Origin of the sequence: Companilactobacillus futsaii JCM 17355 (assembly GCF_001435505.1) — a bacterium.
Lineage (GTDB): Bacteria > Bacillota > Bacilli > Lactobacillales > Lactobacillaceae > Companilactobacillus > Companilactobacillus futsaii.
The window spans coordinates 1-20,523 of the sequence record NZ_AZDO01000015.1; the positions used below are offsets into that span (position 1 = coordinate 1).

Genomic DNA, 20,523 nt, shown 5'->3' on the forward strand with positions numbered 1-20,523 from the left:
TCCACAAAGCGGAACGGACGACGACATCCAGCACTAACCTAACTTAAGAAAGAACCGCAATTGCAATTAACCTCTTTTCTTATGCTTTAAAATCACCATGAATAACAACTTTCATACCGTATGGCACATTCTCATAGACCCACTTACAATCGGGCACAGACAAATGAATACAACCGTGTGATGATGGCTCTCTACCTAAAGTCTTGGCAATCGACTCAACGTAGTTTCCTTGTTCATCAGTTGGGGTTGTATGGAATAAGTACTCGCCATGATTTAAGAATGAAACCCAATAATAAGCACCTAATTTCAATGGTTGAGTATAGAAGAATTCTCCACGTTCACCTTGAATGTGATAAGTACCTTTTGGTGTAGCATCTTTTTTACCAGTTGAGGCATACATTTCGTAAAGAACTGTCTTGCCGTCCTTGATATACATCCTTTGAGTAGCAATATCAACATCGATGAAAGCATCTGGATGATCTGCCAAATTAGGATAATCTTTCTTTTCCGAAGCTGTATTATAATCAAAATCCTTCAATGGCACCATGTCTTTGTCATCTTTGACATTTTTAGGTGAAGGAACTTCCTTTTTGGGAGCCTTCTTTACCTTAGCTGAATCTTTAGCTTCAACTTTGACATCTTTAGTCTGACTAGCAACAGCTTGATAGCCCCCGTATCCTAGTGCTGCGATAAATAAAACAATAATAGCAATTCCTGATATTTTTTTATAATTCATATTTTATCCCCAAACTCGTAATAACATAGTAATAATTATTACATGGCGTATAAAAAACATCAAGGGTGGTTAAAATGAATGAGACATTCTATAAATTTATACTCTTATAAATAGACTAATAATCGGTTATACTCTAATCGAACTATTTATATTTTAGATATTTAATTACTGCTATTTGATAATTCAAGTATTTATATTTAATTTCTAGGGGGAAATTTTAAAAATGCTGGCGAGTTATGTAGTACAGTTTGCTCCTCTCTTAATCAGTCTATTCTTTATCCTAGGAGTATTTGTCTTTTATGAAATCCTTTTTGATGGCGTGAGGCTACTTTTATATAAACGTCAAATAGATATCTCTACAGATATACTTAGGCCTTGGTTAGGTGTCCTATATATTTTTCTATTACTAATATCTTTTCAAGTAATAATATCCCATACACCTACTAATTGGCTCTTTATTAATTTTCAAATAACTGCTCTGGTTTTTCTAGCAATCCTATTAAATGTTCCAATCAAATACCATATTTTTATTCCCATAATTCTTATCTTCATGATTTTTAATTCCGCCATTTATTATTGGGAGTCATGGTGCTTTTCTATCACTTTGATCATTTTCTATGGATCATTGAAATACATCAAAAAACAAATTCCTGACAGCTTTCCTTTTTCTTATTATGCCGTGGATATTTTGATCTTTGGCTTTATTTTATGGTCTTTAGCTAAAATAAAATTTTCTTTATCTGCCATTACTGTATTGAAACAATTGACTTACATGATATTCTTCACAATTTTTGCTCTTGGCTATATTAGTTTAATAACCCGAGAAAATGGTCTTAAAAAGAAATTGTTTTCTCTAGCTAGTCATGATGAACTGACGCATTCAAAAAACTATACCATCTTCGAAATTGAATTAAAGCATCAGTTTAAAAATAGTATCCAAAATCAAAAGCCCCTAACTATGGCTATGTTTGATATCGACCATTTCAAATTGGTAAATGATACTTTTGGACATTTGGCTGGCGATAAAGTCTTAGCCACAGTCGTCGATATTGTTCAAACTATAATTAATGAAAATGATCCTACTATCTCACTCTACAGAACCGGTGGTGAAGAATTTAATATTATTTTCCCCGGCTATTCTATCAACAAAACCGATACATTCATTAATCAAGTTCGTTTGGCTATTAATCACACGACAATTATTTACAATCAAGAAACAGAACAACAACAAATTGATATTACAATTTCAATCGGAATATCAGAAGTAAATCAAGACGACCTTAATTCACAAATGTTTTATGATCGCGTAGATCAGGCAATGTATCAATCTAAACGCGACGGTCGTAATCGGATAACTAAAAAATAAAAGGCTGTATCATTGGCATCAACCAATAGATACAGTCTTTATTTTTAATATTAGGCCTTTTCTTTAACCTGATAATACTTCTCTGGTACTCGTTGCAACAACTGTGACAATTCACCGATTGAAGTAACTGTCAATCTATGCATAGCACGAGAAGCAATCGTATAAACTAACTGTTGCTCATCTTCATCGAATTTGTCCTTTGAAGCATCCCACATAATGACTGCATCAAATTCCAAACCTTTAGCCAAGAATGATGGCAAAACGATAGTTCCAGTTGCTAAACGTTGGTTTTCAGAACGGATCAAAGTGGACTTAACGCCTTGCTCACTTAGCATCTTATGTAACTGATCGGCATCCGCTAACGTTTTGGCAATAATGGCCGTCGTATATTTATGTTCATCATTAGAATTTATTTGCTTGATAACTTGTTGGACTGATTCTTCCTCTGATTGCGCTTGCCAAAGGTTAGGCAAATCACCATTTCGATTGAAAGGCTCAATTTTTTGTCCATTCGTCAAAATTGCCTTCGTAAAGTCCGTAATTTGTTTTGTAGAACGATACGAATGAACTAATTGCACTACTCGCGTTTCGTCGGCATCGAATAAACTTTGTGCTTCAGAAAGGAGTGTTTGACTATTTTTCTTAGTAAAGATTGACTGATTCAAGTCTCCTAGCATCGTGTAACGAGCTCTTGGGAATTTGTACTTCATATAAGCTAGTTGGAATGGAGTGTAATCTTGAATTTCATCGATAAAGACGAACTTCATTTCCAATTCACCATGCTTACCCGTTACTAAGTCATACAAGTACAAATATGGACTGAGGTTATTCATTGAAATTTGTTTGTTATTGAAATCTTGGACAAATTCAGTAACATATTTCTTCCATTGCTCTTCAGTGATTCCATGTTTTTGTAAATCAACGATCTTTGGCACAGCTTTTAAGAAATTCAAATAGTTAGTAGCTACATTCAAGAAACGCAATTGTTTGATGTATTTATAAACACCTTGCATCATTGCAGTAACAATCTTACGAGCTAGGAATTTTCTTTCTTCATCGCCATTTTTGAATTCTTGATCAGCAGTCACATAAAGAGCTTGTAATTGTTCCTTACTCAAGTTTTCAATTCGTTCAGAAACCCACTTTGAACGCATTTCCGAACCGATTTTACGACGTAGCATTTTAACCAATCGATCAACCGTCGCATCCAAACGATTTCCCAAATTGTATTGAGGACCGTAACTGTAATAAATTTCTTGAATCTTTTCTTTAGGAATGAAAACTTTGCCCTGAAATTTAATATCTTTGAAGGCCATTCCACTTTGACCTAACAATTTACTGTAGTTGGTCAAAATCTTGAAGAATTCGAGATCTGTGACGAATTTTCCAACATTCTTGCTCTCTGTATCAACAACAGTTTCAAATTGTTCTGAGAGTGTTTCTACACTTAAATTAGGCAAACGACGAGCTAAGAATTGCTTATAAGTCATTTGAACCATGTTTTGTTCACCCATTTCAGGCAAAACATCTTTGATATAGTCATTAAATAGTGAGTTTGGTGAAAACATTACTACTTGACTAGAAGTTAATGTCCCACGATATCTGTATAGTAAGAAAGCAATTCTTTGCAAGATAGCAGAAGTTTTACCAGACCCAGCAGCTCCTTGAACGAACAACAATTTAGATTTCGTATCACGGATAATCTTATTTTGTTCACTCTGAATAGTCTTGACGATACCCTTCATGTGCGTTGAAGATTTACCGTCCAAAACTTCCAGTAACATTTGATCTCCAATAGTTTCTTGAGTATCAAAATAAGCTTTGATTTTGCCATTTTCAACTAAGAATTGACGTTTTAAAAATAAGTCAACTGATTGTTCGCCATCTGGGGTTTGATAAGTAACTTCACCCAATTTTCCATCATAATAAATTGAAGAAATTGGTGCTCGCCAGTCATAAACTAAGAAATGGTCTTTTTCATCAGTAAAGGAACTCAAACCAATATAAACTGACTCTTTCTTAGGTTCGCCTTTTTCTTGGAAATCTAGTCGTGCGAAGAATGGTGTCTTTTCCAGCTTCTTTAAAATATCCAAACGTTGACGTGATTGTTGCCAACTGTTATTTCTTTCATCGAGCATTTGTTGTTGTTGATGAATCGAAAGTGCTGCATCCATCGAAATTGAGTCGCCACTGACACCCAAATGAATGTCATCAAAAGCATCATTAATAACTTTTAGATCTTCTTCAGCGACGGTAATGTGTTCTTGAAGTTTAGTTTCAGACTTCTTGATTTTATCAACCACATCATCGAGATGTGCCTGTTCAATTTGTTTTTCATCTAATTCACTAACTTTAGATTTATCTGTCATCATAACAACCTCTTAAATTAAAGTTATATAATGTTACCATTATTGACTACCGATTTCAAAGAAGAGCCGTTATGACAACAAAAATACCGCAATGAATATTCCATCACTACGGTATTAATTATTACTATTATTTATTTTTTATCGGCATAACTATAGTAATAAAATCCAGCCACAAAGATTAAACCACCGATAATATTACCTAAATATACTGGAACAAAGTTTTGGAAAAATAATCCCCAAGTACTGCCATCTTCAAAAATCGCTGCCGGAATAATGAAACAGTTAGCAATACTATGCTGAAATCCTACTGCCACAAAAATCATAATAGGAAACCAAATTCCCAAAATCTTTCCAGCTGCATCTTTGGCTCCAAAGGACAACCAAACAGCCAATCCGACTAACCAATTACAGCCGATGCCAGAAATCAAAGCTGACCAAAAACTAGCATCGGTCTTAGCACTAGCAATACTAATTACAGCTTGTTGAAAAGGTTGCGCATGCGTCAATCCTACTACATGACCAAAGAAGTAAGCGACAAAAATTGCACCGATAAAATTAAACAACGTAATTACCAACAAATTTTTCAAATAATCCAATAAGTGAGCCTTTTTATCAAACAACGACGTTCCCACAGCCATCATATTTCCAGTCGCCAATTCGCCACCAGCTAATAAAATAACGATCAACCCGATTGGAAAGACTGCTCCACCAACTAAAGCTTTGACACTAGCTAAGTCTTTGGGAATTGAAGCCGTTACCCTGACGTAAGCGAGAAATCCTAAAGAAATCATTGCCCCACCGATAAAACCTAAAATCATTTTCGCCAGGAAAGTTTTTTTCAACTTGTTAGTTCCTGCATTAATACTCTTTTGTAAAATTTCTTCCGGAGTAAACATATTTAATCCCCATATTTAGATTTGGTGAATTAAAAATACAGCATATCACGAACAAGGTCAATAATATTTCTAACAATAGTTCGGATAACACGTATACATAAAAATAACGCAAATTTATTATGATTTGCGTTATTTTTATTTAACTATTTTTCTTTTTCGATACTTGAATATTCCAAACGCAGCAATAGATATACCGACACCGGCCAAAACATATGGACCCGTACTACCACCGGCAGCCATGATGACTTGTGTTCCTAATTGTGGTGTCTTCATACTGATTTCTTGTCCTGCCATTGGTGCAACATCTAACTCCTCATAAGGAATTCGACACTCCATAATCGCATAGTCATACCCAGGACCAACGAATCGATGCACAATTGCCGAAGAATTAACTAAATTTCTATCACCATTACTAGTATCTTGCAACAAAACCTTAGTATTTTTATTAGGTTTAATATCCCAGGCATTTTTGACATAAATTACGTGTTGGCGATTTCCGATTTTTAATTGGTAGTCAATAGTTTGAAAACCAAGAGTATCTTTATGACTCTTCGATGTACTGACATAGTAATAAATATATTTATCGTCAGCCAATAAAGAAGCCTCTTTCACAGGGCCAAAATCATAGTAAACATCGTGCTTTGGCTTATCATCCCAATCTGAAAATTTACCATCGATCTTAATATTAAAATCATCTGTTGCAGCTGAGACAACTGTTGGTTCAAATGACATCCCTACGCCAAATAAAATCATTAATGTGAAAATTATTTTACGCATATTTACCCCTTTTTAATCCTGTATTCAAGATTGGTCTATACTAATTACAAGGTACTATATAGGGTAAAAATAAGCAATACAATAAACAAAATTGCAGCAAAAAAGCCAGCTTTGCAGCTAGCTTCTTTAATCAATCGATCATCATTAACCGATCAGCGTCTAAGATTTTAAATTCATTGTTACTAATTTTTTCAATCATACCCTGTTTAGTCAATGATGTAAGTTTACGACTAATTGTCTCAGGGGTCGTTCCTAGATAAGTTGCGATATCTTTTTTCTTAAGGGGTAGCTTAAATACCTCCTGATTCAAGCCGGCACTAGTTTCCAGTAGATAATTAGCTAAGCGACTTTCAACACTGGCAGTCGTTACTTCAGTTGTTTGTTGTTCCAACTGAGCAATTCTCTTACCTAAAGCATTGACCATATTGACAGCCATTTCAGGAGTCTTTTGCATCAATCTTTGGAAATCCCCTCGAGAAATCTGACAAACATCAGTCTTCATCAGAGCTTGAGCAAAACTATTGTGATCACTATTTGTAAACAATGCTGCTTCGCCATCAAAATCACCTGTTTGTAAAATCCTTAGCATCTGTTCTTTACCACTAGTAGCCATTTGGAAAACCTTTGCTTGGCCATGAGCCACGATGATCAATGAATCAGATGTATCTCCAGCAGAGAATAAATACTCGCCAGTTTTATAGTGATGGTGAGTCACTAAAGTTGCGATTGTATTCTTTTCATCTTTAGATAAATTGTCAAAAATTGGAACCAATTCAACACAATCTTCAGCTGTGTGGTCATGCAATAGTTTTACCATTAATTACCGCTCCTTAGTCAAAGTCCTCATCGTCTTCTTCTTCAAAGCCTTCCTTAGCTGACTTGCCAAGAAGTGCTTGGTAGATTCTGATTTGGTGATTATTGAAACCTAATAATTGAACCAATACTTGTTCCATGAAAGGACGATCTTCTTTTTGAGCTAACTTGATAGCACGAGTTATGAACATGTTATCAGTTGTGAAGTCGTCAACAACGGTTTGAAGCATGTCTTCAGCCTTCAAGTACTTGTTTTTACCGTCTTCTTCGATCATGGCGTATTCTGAATATTCTTTCATAGTTGAAGGAGGCAATTCACCTTCATCCAACAATTCATCGGCTATCTTATCATACCAGGCGTTGTTTTCGTCAATAGTTTGATTCAAAACGGCTTTGTAATTTTCAGCATTGGCACCTTTAACGAACCATTTAATTTGGTGTAATTTGATGTTCAATAAGAAATGATTGGAAACGATATGTCCTGTCATTGCTCCGGCTGTTGGTTTGTGGTGATCGGCATCTGCTTGTTTTTGTTCTGCCGCAAACTTCTCATCGATTGTTAATTCTGTCATTATGCAAGCTCCTTAGTTTTAACTTTTTTAACTTCGTATCCTAAATCTGTGATGACTGATGATAGGTCATTTCCTGTAACTTTGGCTTGATCAATATTGGCCTTAACTTTACCAGCATTGAAGAGAACCTTAACATCTGAAACGCCATCTTGATTTTCAACTGCTTTTCTAATCTTTGTCATACATGATGGGCATGTCAAATCGCCTAATTGTAAAATAACTTTTGCCATAATTAAATTCCTCCGTATTTAAAATATCTTTGTTCATCTAACTTACAAATACTATTCTAATTAGTTGGCTGGACTAACAACTTGATTTGAATCAAGTTTTGAAGATTTATTTCCAATTAATCTCATTGCGTTGAAGATAACTACTAAAATACTAATTTCGTGAACAAACATTCCACTACCCATATGGATAATGCCAACGACCAAACCTAATAATAGTAAGGCAACTGTTCCAACCGCGATGATGATATTTTCTTTCGTATTAGCAACGGTCTTCTTGGATAAAGTATAAGCATGTGCTAAAGCATCAAAACTAGATTTAACTAGGATAATATCAGATGTCTCAATAGCTACATCAGTACCAGTACCCATTCCAATACCAATATCTGCAGTAGCGAGTGAAGGTGAATCATTGATACCATCACCAACAAAGGCTACGGTACTACCTTGTTCTTGGAACTTCTTAACAAATTCAACTTTATCTTCTGGTAGTAATTCAGCATGAACTTCATCAATTGGAAGTCTTTGTGCAACACGTTGAGCGGCAACTTTGTTATCACCTGTCAACATAACTACTCGTCTCAAACCAGCATCCTTAAGAGCTTGAAGTCCTTCTCTAGCATCTGATCTCAATTGGTCATTAACACCAACGACTAAACGCAATTCTTGATCAACAGCCATCAAGACAACTGAATCACCGTCATTCATACGCTTGTTGATTGCTTTTCTTTGTGTATCAGAAATTTTTACATCGTTGGCTTTCATCAAACGTTCATTACCAACTAAAATCTTGAAATCATCATTTTGACCAACTAAACCTTGGCCTTTAACAGTATCTAATTCAGGTAATTTTGGCGTATCAGTAATTCCTAAATCATTAATGTGTCTAACAATAGCTTGGCCCAATGGGTGATCAGAAGTATTTTCTACCGCTGAAAGCAAAGCCAAATCTTCATTCTTATCTTTGCCAAAGTTATCGATATCAGTGACAGACATCTTGCCTGTAGTCAAAGTACCAGTCTTATCAAGAACTAAAGTATCAACATGTGAGAAAGTATTTACGGCGTTTCCACCCTTCATCAAAATACCATTCTTGGCACCATTACCAATTCCGGCAACGTTTGAAACTGGAGCACCGATAACTAAAGCACCAGGACATCCTAAAACCAATACGGTGATAGCTAGTGGGAAGTTTTGAGTAAAGATCCAAACTAAAATACCAATAATCAAAACTGCAGGTGTGTAATATGTAGCAAATTTATCAATAAAACGAGCGGCAGGTGATTGACTATCTTGAGCCTCTTCGACTAATTCGATAATTTTACCAAAAGTAGTATCCTCACCAACGGAAGTTGTTTCAATCGTAATAGTTCCATTGTCAGCAATTGAACCAGCAAAAACTTTGTCGCCATTACTCTTTTGAACGGGTGTTGATTCACCAGTAATTGAAGCTTCATTCATATAGCCAATTCCATCAATGATCTTTCCATCGACAGGAATTTGACCACCTGGTTTAACTAAAACGTGATCCCCTTCGTCCAAATCATCAACATCAACAGTTTCAGTTGTACCGTCTTCGTTGACTAGTTCGGCAGTTGTCGGAGCCATCTTTGTCAAACTCTTAACTGAAGAACGTGTCTTTTCCAAAGTCTTTTGTTCGAGGTAACTACCAAAGAGAAATAGGAATGTAACAATAGCTGATTCCTCATATTCTCCAATGATAAAAGCCCCTACAACAGCAATCGTAACTAGTAATTCAATACTAATAACTTTATTTTGCAAAGCACCGAAAGCATGCAATGCAACTGGAATTGCCCCAATGATACTAGCAACGATCATAAAGACTGTTGCAATAGTTTCAAAATGTAGCAAATAATCTGAAATCAAACTAAGTGCAATCAATACAGCGATTGATGCGGTCATCTTATTTTGATTTTTCGAAATCCATATATTTAATTTTGTCATTTCGCTTACCTCTCTCTTAACTTACAAGACATATTCTAAAGGGTAAGTGGGATTAAAAAATTGATGCGGGTCAAGTTTGGGAAAAGATTTTTAATTTTTGCTAAGTATGCCGTCGTCCGCAAAAGCCCTGTGATTGGCTGGAACGCTGCCGACGCCACTTTGAACCAATACATGGACCAAAGGCGTATTGTTTCAAAGCTGGGTCTTTTACTAAGCAACAAGTTGCTAAGTAAAATTTGGCGGCTGAGCCATCACAGGGCTTTTACTCCCGACTAGAGTCCAATTTCTATTTGGATAGAGTCATACACGTATTTCTTTAATAACTATTCTATTTCTTTTTTTTACAGTACTAAATAAAAAGAAGACATTACCAAACCACAGCAATATACTGCAATTCTGATAATATCTTCTATTAATTTTCTGAAGTAACTTATATAAAAATATAAACCACTATCCAGTCTGGAATAGCAAAGAAAATTGGCTCAGTAGTAAAAGACCGAGCTTGAAGACTTTGCCCGGTTTTGGTCTTAGCAAAGGCTCCAAGTCGACCCACTACGTTCCGGCCAAATTTTCTTTGCTATGGAGGACGGCATTCTAAAGTACTTTTTTTCGATGTTTGGGTCCAGGATTAAGATTCCACTTCAACAATCGTCTGATTTGTTGCACCGAAGTCTTCCATTCCAAAGTTGCCAAAATTAAGAACACTGGTAAAAACTGAATCAAATAGCGACTTCTTCCACCTTCAAAGATCAGTAAGAAAATAAAGCCACCGACTAAAGATAATCGTAATATTTGGACAATTTTTCGGTTGTCCTTCCAAGCAAAGAAAATTAAACCTAACCAAATACACCAAAATATTTGTGTTAAGAAGCGGAAATCACCGACATTATTACCATATAATAGTACGAAATTTTCTAGCTTACCTTTGAAACCGTGTTTATCTGGCGTGTATTTACTAGGTGCTGAAATACCTTCGCGTAGCCAACCAAAAGTCCCGTCAGAAGTATTGTTCTTTTGTTTTACAATCAAGAATTTGATGTAGCCAGCAAATCCCATCTTATGGAGTCTCTTTTTGATAGATTTAACTGAATAGTTGATTCGATCTTTTTTGTTGATCAAAATAACCATCTTATATGAATCTTTGGCATTGTAGCCACCGGTTTTAGATAACCCCATATTGATGAAGTGAATCATCGGTTTAGCCCGGAAAGTATTGACGTGAATATACGTCTGATTATCGATTATGTGATTGATTTTGTAATAACTACCACCAGCACTGATGGCAAAAATACTCGTTACCAAAAATAGCCAAATCCAATGTTTTTTATTTTTATTAAGCAAACTAACTAATTCGATAATTATAATCGCAATCATCGGTACGATCCCAGATGGCTTGATAAAATACGTTGCCCCAACGGTAAATCCACCTAAAATCGTGAAAATCAATTTCCAAATCTTACCTATACTGGAACGAGCAACAATGACGTAACAAAGAATATAAAATGCTACAAATGGCAAAACCCAAGTGTCAGTATAAGGGACGACTATTGCTGGAAAAAGTGCCATCCACATAGCTTGAAGGTACAAAAGAATGGGAATTTTTGATTTATCTATCACAAAGACGGACCCTAAATTGAACAACGCTGCTAAATCCACCATAAAAATCGTCATAAAATCAAAGAACAACCACGACGTGCGATGAAAAATCAAAGCAATTTGATGCTGTAGCAATAACAATCCCAAGTTATTAGGGTTAACACTAAAGTAACCAATGAGATTGACATCCTTAGTGTTCGTTAAGGCTGCGTGAACTGCCCCAACATCATCGTGTACTCCATAGTGGATCAATGAAACAAAGCCAATTTGAATCAAAATTGCCAATATGAAACAAACCGTTGCGGTAATCCAGCTACGATCAACAAATGACCATAGTAAAAAATCCCTTACTGAATGATTAACGTAACAAACAGTGAACAATGCCGCAAATATCAATAACACTACTGTTGTAAAAGCCGTCGTACCGATTTTTGTAATTGGATTGTCTCCCAAAATCAGATTAGACGATGTTAAAGCAAAAATAAACGTAGCTGTAAAAAAGATATAAAAAATTATCTTTATAGCTCGATGATTAAATTTAAATAGCGTCTCTCTCATATATTCCCTCAATTTGCTTCCTTATATGAATAGAGTACAACGTAAGCCTTTTTTTATAAACCACAGAAACTATTTACTTTCTTTTTCTAATAAATAACGTTTTAATCGTGGATAGATTTTATTAGCAATCGTTTCAGCAATAATAAAACCAATTGCCAAAGACATCCCCACAGTCAAAGCTTTCACAAAACCATAGGCAGCTAGAGCGTCTTTTCCCAAAGTAAAATTTTTCATACTGTCGTACAAAATTGCCCCAGGAACTAGTGAAACTAAACAAGGTACATAAAAAATATTAACTGGTGCTCGCACCAAAATAGCACATAAATTCCCTAACAAACCTATCACGACCGCTCCTAAGAGATTGGGCATAATTAGACCATGGTTGATCGACTCAACAAGAATATAAACTATCCAAGCTAACGCACCAACAATTCCAGCTGGAACCAAAGTCCGCCGGGGATTATTGGTGATAATGCCGAAGCCAACACTAGACAAAAAGCCAAAAATAAATCCATAAACTAGTTGCATTGCCATGATTAACCTCCCCAAATCGTTTGCATTAAAATTTGTCCTACAATTACACCACTACCGATAGAAATGCCGGACATAATGGCATCCGTTGCCCGAACCAATCCGGAGATCGTATTTCTCTCAATAATTTCTCTTAAAGAGTTAGTCATTGGCACGCCAGGAACTAATGGCATCAAAGCACTGATAATAATGTAATTGGCATCATGGGCAATGCTAACATCACCTAAAACATTGGCAATAAAGCTAATCGCTAGACTTCCTAAAGCCACTGGTATATAGGGCGTTTTATTGTGATGAGCTACGAATTGAGAAATCAAATAACCGATAATTCCCACGAAAAAAGCAATAAATAAATCACCCCAAGTAGCCTTGAACAAAAGCATTGGTGGCATGGAAACTAATCCTGCTCCGATACATTTGACTAACCACGAAAAATCCCTTGATTCATGATCGACTGATTGTACTTCTTTTTTGAGTTTTTTAAAACTAATTTCGTGTCGATAAAACTGTCTTGATAAAGTATTGATGTCATCTACTTTTTGTAAGTTGAAGTCTCCCACTCGCACCTTAAAAATTCTGGTGGCAGCGTCCTTTTCCGAACTAACAAAAATACCAGTCATTGTCGCGTGACAAACAACCGGTAAATTGGCAGCTCTTCCAACATATTCAACTGTATTTTCAACTCGAGCCGTTTCCGCCCCATTTTCTAGTAGAATCGTACCCACTTGACCACAAAGAGTAACAATTTCTGTTGCTGTTATTGTCTCCATGCTGGTTCCCTCCAAATGGTAGATTTTGTCTTGATAAACTATTATTAACATATTCTAATCTAGAAAAACAGTTTTTGGATAATTTTAATAATAAAAAAAGCGAATCCATCTTCATGAATCCACTCATTTTTACAAATTATTTTAACGTTTGAAAGTTAATCCCTTTATCAAGATTACCCACAATAAGACGACTAGACCAGCTATAACAAAAACAATATCAGTTGATTCACTACCAGTCTGTGGCAACGTGGCAGTTTTTGATTTGTTGTCTTCATCTTTAACCGTCTGCACGTCACTAATATTACTCAAACTACCCAAATCAGAAATCAATCCTGAAGCATCATCTGAATTAGAACTAGAACTATCTAACAAGCTAGATAAATCAGCAGGATTCAAACTACCAAAATTCAAATCGAAGTTTAAATCTTTGTCCAAGCCAAAATCAGGAATATTTAAAGAAATATCACCTGGAATCAAACTACTCAAATCGGTTAACTTCTTGATTGGAAAGTCAAAAGTAATGTAATTACTGTTTCCTTCACTCTTGAAGGTTAAATTAAATGGCTTTTGACCATTGATGGCGTTGATTTCAAAAGCAGTATTGCCAAATTTTTTCGGATACTTGATTGTTGCTTCAACATAATAAGTACCATCGGGATTTTGCATAACCTTAGCTGTATTAGTGAAGTAAGGTGAAATCAAAGAACCATCGCCATTATTTTTGGAAATTTGATACGTCAATTCCTTCAAAATAGTCTTAGGCGTTTGCGTATCAGTCGAATCATTAGTATCAGTATCATTATTATCTTGAGTAGTATCCGTATCATCGTCATCCTCACTCGGAGTAGCGATGATATCATTATCGGAATTATTACTTGCTCTAAAATCATTCAACAACGTTTTAGCATTATTAACTCTACCGGTAATATTATTCTCCGCCTGAGTTATCTTGTTAAGACTATCCGCTAGAGTTTGTGAATTTGGATCATCCAACGAACTCATATCGAATTTAAAAGTGACATTCTGTTTATCAACATTGAGCAACAATAATTTGGTTTGTACTGTTGCTGGAATATCTTTGTCCAAATCATTCAAACCGTCGATTGTAAAACTAATTTGAAGGTGGTGACTATCCTTAGTCGTAACCTTTGGCGTTTGATTATCAATAGTTGAAACTGTCAAACCACTGATATTGCTGACACGAGCCGTAACAAAGACCTTATACGTTCCATCATTGTTAGGAACAATTGTCGCACTCTTAGTAAACAAAGTATTCATTGGTGACAAAGCATTGGAATTCTCTTTATAAACTTCGTAATTAATTGTTTTATTATCGCTATCATTTGTATCTGCTTGAACTGTTTCTTCTAATACATTGGGTGAGCCCGTATCATTCAGACCTACCACACCAAATATTCCTAAAAGCATCCCCACAGACAATAGACTGATTAAAAATTTCTTCATCTTATCGTCCCCTTTAACATATATACCAATTTTATCATATTAATATCTTTCTCCGGAAATAATAAGACAAGTTTCCCAAATTATCGATTTTATTTTCATTAGAAGTATTAAAGTAGCATTATAGGAATATTTGAAATAAACTAATGAATAGATATATACTTATATTTATTACATGCAGGAAGGTGACTTTTTTATGAAACAAGGGACAACAATCCTAACTCTCGACAACGGATATCATTTGTGGACTAACACACAAGGACACGGTGACATCAAACTACTTTGTCTCCACGGTGGACCTGGTGGTAACCACGAATACTGGGAAAACTTCGGTGAAAAATTAGCTGATCTCGGCGTACAAGTTACGATGTACGATCAACTTGGCTCATGGTATTCAGACCAACCCGACTATTCTGACCCAGAGATTGCTAAGAAATACCTAACTTATGACTACTTCCTAGAAGAAGTTGAAGAAGTTAGACAAAAATTGGGACTAGATAACTTCTACCTCATTGGCCAATCATGGGGTGGTGCTTTGGTTCAAATGTATGCTGCTAAATATGGTCAACATTTAAAGGGTGCTATCATCTCAAGTATGGTCGACGAAATTGACGAATACGTTAAGAGTGTTAACCAATGTCGTCTCGATACTCTAGGTCCTGACAAAGTTAAGTACATGCAAGAAATCGAAGCTAAAAATGAATTATCAGATCCAACATACCAAAGCTACGTTGACATCCTAAATGCCGAATACGTTGATCGTAAACAACCAACAGCCATCAGACACTTGATCGATACTATGTCTGTTCCCGTTTACAACACATTCCAAGGTGACAACGAGTTTGTCATCACTGGTAAATTAAAGGATTGGCATTTCAGAAAGCACCTTAAGGAAATCACTGTTCCTACATTGTTAACTTTTGGTGAACATGAAACGATGCCTATTTCTACTGCTAAGATTATGCAAAAAGAAATTCCACATGCACGTCTAGTTACAACTCCAAACGGTGGTCACCACCACATGATCGATAACGCTCCTGTTTACTTCGATCACTTGGAACAATTCATCAAAGATGTTGAATCAGGTAACTTCAACGACTAGCAAAAAAGCTCTCCATTTCGGAGGGCTTTTTGTTTTGTCTAATTAGTTTTAATATATTTTCTCCACTTGAGACGGCCCAACCAAGTTTGTTGAGCAGAAATTCCATGTTTTTGAGAATGTTTAGCATATTCGCCATTACTATCTAAAACATATGAATTTTCGGTATCTTTTGAGAAAACCTTAATAATCTTAATCAATTGTTGTTTAGGTTTTTCTTCAATAATCGGTACAGCAATTTCAACACGACGTTCCAAGTTTCTTGTCATCATATCAGCAGAGGAAATCCAAACTTCTGTATGATCGTGACCAAATTGGAATTTGAAAATTCGACTGTGTTCAAGTAATTGACCAACAATACTCTTAACACGAATATTTTCCTTTGGACCACAAATTCCAAGTTTCAAAGAACAAGGTCCTCTGACAATCAATCTAAATGGCAATCCTACTTTGGCAGCCTTATAAATGGCATTGATGATATCAATATCAGTCAATCCATTCATCTTCATAAAAACTTCCCCTTGCCCATCACGCAAATATGCTTGAGCAGCTTTTTCGATATTAGCAATGACCATATCGTTAATGCCATTAGGTGAAGCTGTCAATAAATTATATTGTGATTTATGCCCTGTCATTAAGTAATTGAAGAATTTAATGGCATCGTCAACATATGTTTGGTTACTTGTGAAATAACTAATATCAGTGAATCCTTTGGCAGTTATTGCGTTATAATTTCCAGTTCCGATTTGCACATATCCAGTATTGTCGGCATGTAAAACCATACAGATCTTAGAGTGTACTTTGTTGATTTTGTCACCGAAGATAACTTTGACTCCCGCCTGTTTAAGTTCCTTTGCCACTTCAATATTATGAACTTCATCAAAACGTGCTCGTAATTCCACAACTGCTGTTACACCGATTCCCTTAGCCGAAGCTTCCTTTAAAAGACGTAACAATTCTGAATTCTTTTCAGTCCGATAAATTGTAATACAAATCTTAGTAGTTTTTGGATCATTAACAGCAGCTTCTAAGTATTTAACGAAAACGTTGAATGAGTCATAAGGATATTGCACTAAAATTGGCGAATGATTCAAATATTCCAAAATATTATGCGATTTATTCCAATCTAAAGCTTCAAATGGTTGATTGACTAAGTCTTTATGATCACGGAATTTCTTGTAAAAAATATTCAAGAATTTCAAATCAACTGGTCCAGGTACCTTATAGACACTCTTCTTGTTAAGCTTCATCAATTTAGAGAAATATTTACGCCCCTTCTCTTCATCTTCATCAGAAAACTCAATTCGCATGATTTCTCGCAAATCTCTCGTATCGACATAGTGAATCATCTTTTCTAAATATTCTTCATCACTCATACCTTTTTCCAAAAAATCATAAGGCTTGTTCTGATCGTAAGTAGCTCGAAAGACCATAATCTTAGAAATTTTGTACTTTCTAATCAAATCTTTGAACATAGCGCGCATAACATCTTCAATTAAAATGTAACGCCCTTCAACTCCCGTTTCCACTAAACGTCCCAAATCTTCTGGAATAGGACAAGTGTAAGTATACTTAGGTGTTTCCATTAAAAAATAAAGATTTTTTCTAAATTTATATTCTTTTGAAAAGCGCTGCATGTCCAAACGAGACGCAATCTTTTTATTGTAAAATTTCTTGACTGTTTTCTTTTCTGTATCGGATAAATCTTTATATTTAACTAAATGAAAAAGATCTTTGTCAGCAGCTTCTTTCATCAAATTATCATAAGCCTGATATTGTTCGGAGATATTTCTCTTATTGAAATCATATTCCAAATCTAAAACGCTCTTACCTGATAGGCCAGTTCGTTTGTCATTTCTTTTTTCATCCACCAAGTTATGAATGTTATGGACCCGCACTCGGAAAAATTCATCTAAATTGTTTGATGCAATCGACAAAAATTTAAATTTTTCCAGAAATGGAACGTTAGGGTCATAGGCCTGATCAATAACTCTCCTATCAAACAAAATCCAACTTAAATCCCTATTATAATATTTATCCTTCATATATTTAATAACCCTTCATTTCTAGTAATTAACTTTCATCCCTCTGCTCTTTTTTAAATGATTCATAATCGTATTCAACTTGCTTGATATAGCTATTTGTGAAAGTCATCAATGAATTAGCGATATCAGCGTATTCAGCTCCAAATCCGATGATCAATGGATAATTTGGCGAATGAGAATGTGCTCTGGCTAGTAAAATAACACAAACCTTCACGTAATCCTCAAATGATTCAAAATCTAATTTATCCAAATTTATCGATGATTTCATATCTTTAAATTGACGCATATAGAAACTATATTTTTTTGTATCAAAGGCGCCCAAAAATGGATCTGAAGCACTCTGAAGAATCAATTGACTATTGACAATATTCTGGCCTTGGCTGACATCATCACCCGAGTACAATTTATCATCATTATAAATAGGCAGTGCTTGTTTAGCCTGCAAAACTAAATAGTTGCTGTCCAAGTCTTGTAACAAAATCAAGTAACAAAGCGTTCCAACGCTACCAACTCCTACGCTATGACGAACGACATCGACAATATCGAAGTCCTCCAAGAAAAGTCTGACATCGCTTCTTTGTCCCTTTTTATACTCTTTGTAACCATCAACTACGCTCTTGTAATCTTTTTCACTGATATGTTGTGTAACTGGTTTATTTTCAACAAAACGTCTAGCCCCTGTTGCATCAACCTCAGTATACTTTTCAATAACTAGTTTAGAGTTACTTCTTTGAGCTTTTTTGATACTTTTTGCAATCATTTTATTAAAAGATTCCTGAAAATACTCTTCATTATCCTGCAAATTTCCAAAAATTTCAGTAATATTTTGCAAAGTATTTGGTAAAATGAATCTTTTCATCTCAGAAATCTTCGTCATATGATGCAAAGTATCAAAATAAGTATCCACTACCGTCAGCAAAAACTCCTGTACGTCGGTTTCTGGAAATCCATGTGATCTGGCAACTATTAAAGCACTGACTAACAGGCGTTTGAGATCATATTCCCAATGACCCAAATGCGCCTCGTCAAAATCGTTCATATCAAATAATAATTGTCCCTCAGAAGAACCATAGAAACCAAAATTGCCTAGATGAGCATCCCCACCAACCAACACCTTGATACCGCTGTTTTCATTCCTCGACAAATCATAGTGCATAACGTCAACCGTTCCCCGAAAGAAGGCAAACAATGACTTAGACATTCTTTCCCGTTTGACTGCCAAAAGTTCCGGCACTAGTAGTTTGTTTTTGATGTTTAAAATCTTATGGATATTGCGTTTCTTTGGTTCAAATCGATTGAACTTATCCGATACAGTCGTTGCAAAAAAGCGGCCTCTGATGATCAATTGTTCAGTACTCTTGAAGGCATCAGTATCTTGATAAGTATAGGGTGTTCGATGCATAATCTCATCTCCTCAAATTTATTATACAATAGCTTTCCTAGATAACGATTATTCATCGTTACTTTTTTTATTAAAGTTTACTATAACAAAATATATTTTTTAAGTATGACTAAATTTTTTTAAAAATTATGACAATCTCTCGTAAAAAAAAAGGCCCGTATTAACGAGTCTTATTATTCATATTTCCAATAGCCAATAAAGTTAACATCTGAATCGTAGTTGGATAATAATCTTTGTCGACGATTGGATTGATCAATACTTTCTTGTAACGCTTTTTCAAAACTTGATTACCCAATACCTCAGCTGAATATACTACTGGTGCACAAAAAGCTTCATTTTCATAATTTTCCACAGGTCTACCATTTAAGGTATAAATTGCTGTAATCTTCTTTTGTGTTTCAAAGAACCTATCTATTTTGGCCACCACGTTTTTACTGATTCGACTATGATTCATTTGATAATCATATGCTACTCGCCAAGGAATCCGGCAAGCATTAAAAGCGTATTGAGCATCATATTTAGAAGCAACCTGATTAGCTTTGACGGCCTTAAGATTTAAATCATTACCACTGATCATTATAAAGTCTGGCATTAAACCAGTTCGATTTTGATTACTTAATTTTTGCAAAGTATATTGACTATTCTGCATGGTTTTTGTCCATTTGCCATCTTTTGTATAACTGGCAAACTCACGAAAATAAACTGAAATTAAATCTGAAGTTCTAACAACGTTATTATTTCTTCCTTTCGTCCAATCACCAAGCTTAGGTAAACCCGTCTTAACATTTATTTCTTGACTATAAATATCATCGAGCAAGCGCATCGCTAATATATGATAATTTATTTTTCCCTTGCTGCCCCAATGTTTATCAGCCAATATCAGAGCATAAGCTATATCTAAATCACCATCGGTTGCGCTCGTTTTTTCAGCTTTTGTACTGACCATCTTATTGCCCTGCTGCTTTTGTCGCCAAGCCATTAAAGAATCTTGAGAACTGATGCGATGATTTAAATAGTAATTGGTTAATTGATTAAAAACTCTTTGATTATCAAAACCTTGCTGAGCTGCCATGACAGTAATCAACATCCCGTAGCCTTGAGCTTCAGAAAGAGTCTGATCTTTCGTACCGTTGTTAGTTTTAACGAATTTTTGAGTTTTGTCTCCTCTTAAATAAAATTTCTTCCATAGTTGATACTGTGATTGAATTGTTTGTGAGCTAATCCCCGTTCGCCTTGTTTCGGATTGGGTACTATAAATTGCAATCCCAATAGCAAAACTAACAAGAATTATTAGTCCACTGATCAACCATTGATATTTATGTCTTCTAAACATAAAGACC

17 protein-coding genes are annotated in these 20,523 nt (G+C 35.3%); 2 read left to right on the forward strand and 15 right to left on the reverse strand.

Features of this window, described 5'->3' with window-relative positions; genetic code table 11:
• Positions 1-79: 79 nt before the first annotated feature.
• Positions 80-736, reverse strand: a complete 657-nt coding sequence (locus FC88_RS01950; protein WP_057812240.1) for a L,D-transpeptidase — start codon at positions 734-736, stop codon at positions 80-82.
• A 604-nt stretch (positions 737-1,340) separates the two neighbouring features.
• Between FC88_RS01950 and FC88_RS01955 the strand changes: the two genes are divergently transcribed.
• A complete protein-coding gene (locus FC88_RS01955; RefSeq protein ID WP_057812242.1) occupies positions 1,341-2,102 on the forward strand; it encodes a GGDEF domain-containing protein in 762 nt (253 codons plus the stop codon).
• Positions 2,103-2,152: 50 nt separating this feature from the next.
• Here the strand turns inward: FC88_RS01955 and helD are convergent, their stop codons facing one another.
• From helD to FC88_RS02010, 11 genes are all read right to left on the reverse strand, one after another.
• Positions 2,153-4,471 carry an RNA polymerase recycling motor HelD gene (gene helD / locus FC88_RS01960; RefSeq protein WP_057812244.1) on the reverse strand — a complete coding sequence of 773 codons (2,319 nt, stop codon included), beginning with the start codon at positions 4,469-4,471 and terminating at the stop codon, positions 2,153-2,155.
• 131 nt (positions 4,472-4,602) lie between these two features.
• Positions 4,603-5,367: a formate/nitrite transporter family protein gene (locus tag FC88_RS01965; protein WP_057812246.1), complete on the reverse strand. Its 765-nt coding sequence runs from the start codon at positions 5,365-5,367 to the stop codon at positions 4,603-4,605.
• Between the two features lie 135 nt (positions 5,368-5,502).
• Positions 5,503-6,144: a Firmicu-CTERM sorting domain-containing protein gene (locus FC88_RS01970; protein WP_057812248.1), complete on the reverse strand. Its 642-nt coding sequence runs from the start codon at positions 6,142-6,144 to the stop codon at positions 5,503-5,505.
• 130 nt (positions 6,145-6,274) lie between these two features.
• Positions 6,275-6,961: a Crp/Fnr family transcriptional regulator gene (locus tag FC88_RS01975; RefSeq protein WP_057812251.1), complete on the reverse strand. Its 687-nt coding sequence runs from the start codon at positions 6,959-6,961 to the stop codon at positions 6,275-6,277.
• Between the two features lie 13 nt (positions 6,962-6,974).
• Positions 6,975-7,529, reverse strand: coding sequence for a ferritin-like domain-containing protein (locus tag FC88_RS01980; protein ID WP_057812253.1), 555 nt, complete (start codon positions 7,527-7,529; stop codon positions 6,975-6,977).
• Positions 7,529-7,759 carry a heavy-metal-associated domain-containing protein gene (locus FC88_RS01985; RefSeq protein WP_057812255.1) on the reverse strand — a complete coding sequence of 77 codons (231 nt, stop codon included), beginning with the start codon at positions 7,757-7,759 and terminating at the stop codon, positions 7,529-7,531. The genes FC88_RS01980 and FC88_RS01985 overlap by 1 nt, the downstream gene beginning before the upstream one ends.
• A gap of 60 nt (positions 7,760-7,819) precedes the next feature.
• The gene (locus FC88_RS01990; RefSeq protein ID WP_057812257.1) at positions 7,820-9,721 is read right to left on the reverse strand and encodes a heavy metal translocating P-type ATPase; all 1,902 of its coding nucleotides are present in this window, start codon (positions 9,719-9,721) and stop codon (positions 7,820-7,822) included.
• Between the two features lie 594 nt (positions 9,722-10,315).
• A complete protein-coding gene (locus FC88_RS01995) occupies positions 10,316-11,875 on the reverse strand; it encodes a TIGR03766 family XrtG-associated glycosyltransferase (protein WP_057812259.1) in 1,560 nt (519 codons plus the stop codon).
• A 69-nt stretch (positions 11,876-11,944) separates the two neighbouring features.
• On the reverse strand, positions 11,945-12,403 hold the full coding sequence (locus FC88_RS02000; RefSeq protein ID WP_057812326.1) for a threonine/serine exporter family protein: 459 nt from the start codon (positions 12,401-12,403) through the stop codon (positions 11,945-11,947).
• 8 nt (positions 12,404-12,411) lie between these two features.
• On the reverse strand, positions 12,412-13,176 hold the full coding sequence (locus tag FC88_RS02005; protein WP_057812261.1) for a threonine/serine exporter family protein: 765 nt from the start codon (positions 13,174-13,176) through the stop codon (positions 12,412-12,414).
• 141 nt (positions 13,177-13,317) lie between these two features.
• Positions 13,318-14,640 (reverse strand): LPXTG cell wall anchor domain-containing protein, encoded by a 1,323-nt coding sequence (locus FC88_RS02010; RefSeq protein ID WP_057812263.1) that lies wholly within the window; start codon positions 14,638-14,640, stop codon positions 13,318-13,320.
• A gap of 193 nt (positions 14,641-14,833) precedes the next feature.
• On the opposite strand from FC88_RS02010, the gene FC88_RS02015 reads away from it, so the two are divergent.
• A complete protein-coding gene (locus tag FC88_RS02015) occupies positions 14,834-15,739 on the forward strand; it encodes a proline-specific peptidase family protein (protein ID WP_057812265.1) in 906 nt (301 codons plus the stop codon).
• Positions 15,740-15,777: 38 nt separating this feature from the next.
• Here the strand turns inward: FC88_RS02015 and ppk1 are convergent, their stop codons facing one another.
• The 3 genes from ppk1 to FC88_RS02030 form a co-directional block, all read right to left on the reverse strand.
• A complete protein-coding gene (ppk1, locus tag FC88_RS02020; RefSeq protein WP_057812267.1) occupies positions 15,778-17,781 on the reverse strand; it encodes a polyphosphate kinase 1 in 2,004 nt (667 codons plus the stop codon).
• Between the two features lie 28 nt (positions 17,782-17,809).
• On the reverse strand, positions 17,810-19,183 hold the full coding sequence (locus FC88_RS02025; protein WP_057812270.1) for a DUF2252 domain-containing protein: 1,374 nt from the start codon (positions 19,181-19,183) through the stop codon (positions 17,810-17,812).
• Positions 19,184-19,343: 160 nt separating this feature from the next.
• Positions 19,344-20,516, reverse strand: a complete 1,173-nt coding sequence (locus FC88_RS02030; RefSeq protein WP_057812272.1) for a family 8 glycosyl hydrolase — start codon at positions 20,514-20,516, stop codon at positions 19,344-19,346.
• Between the last annotated feature and the right edge of the window lie 7 nt (positions 20,517-20,523).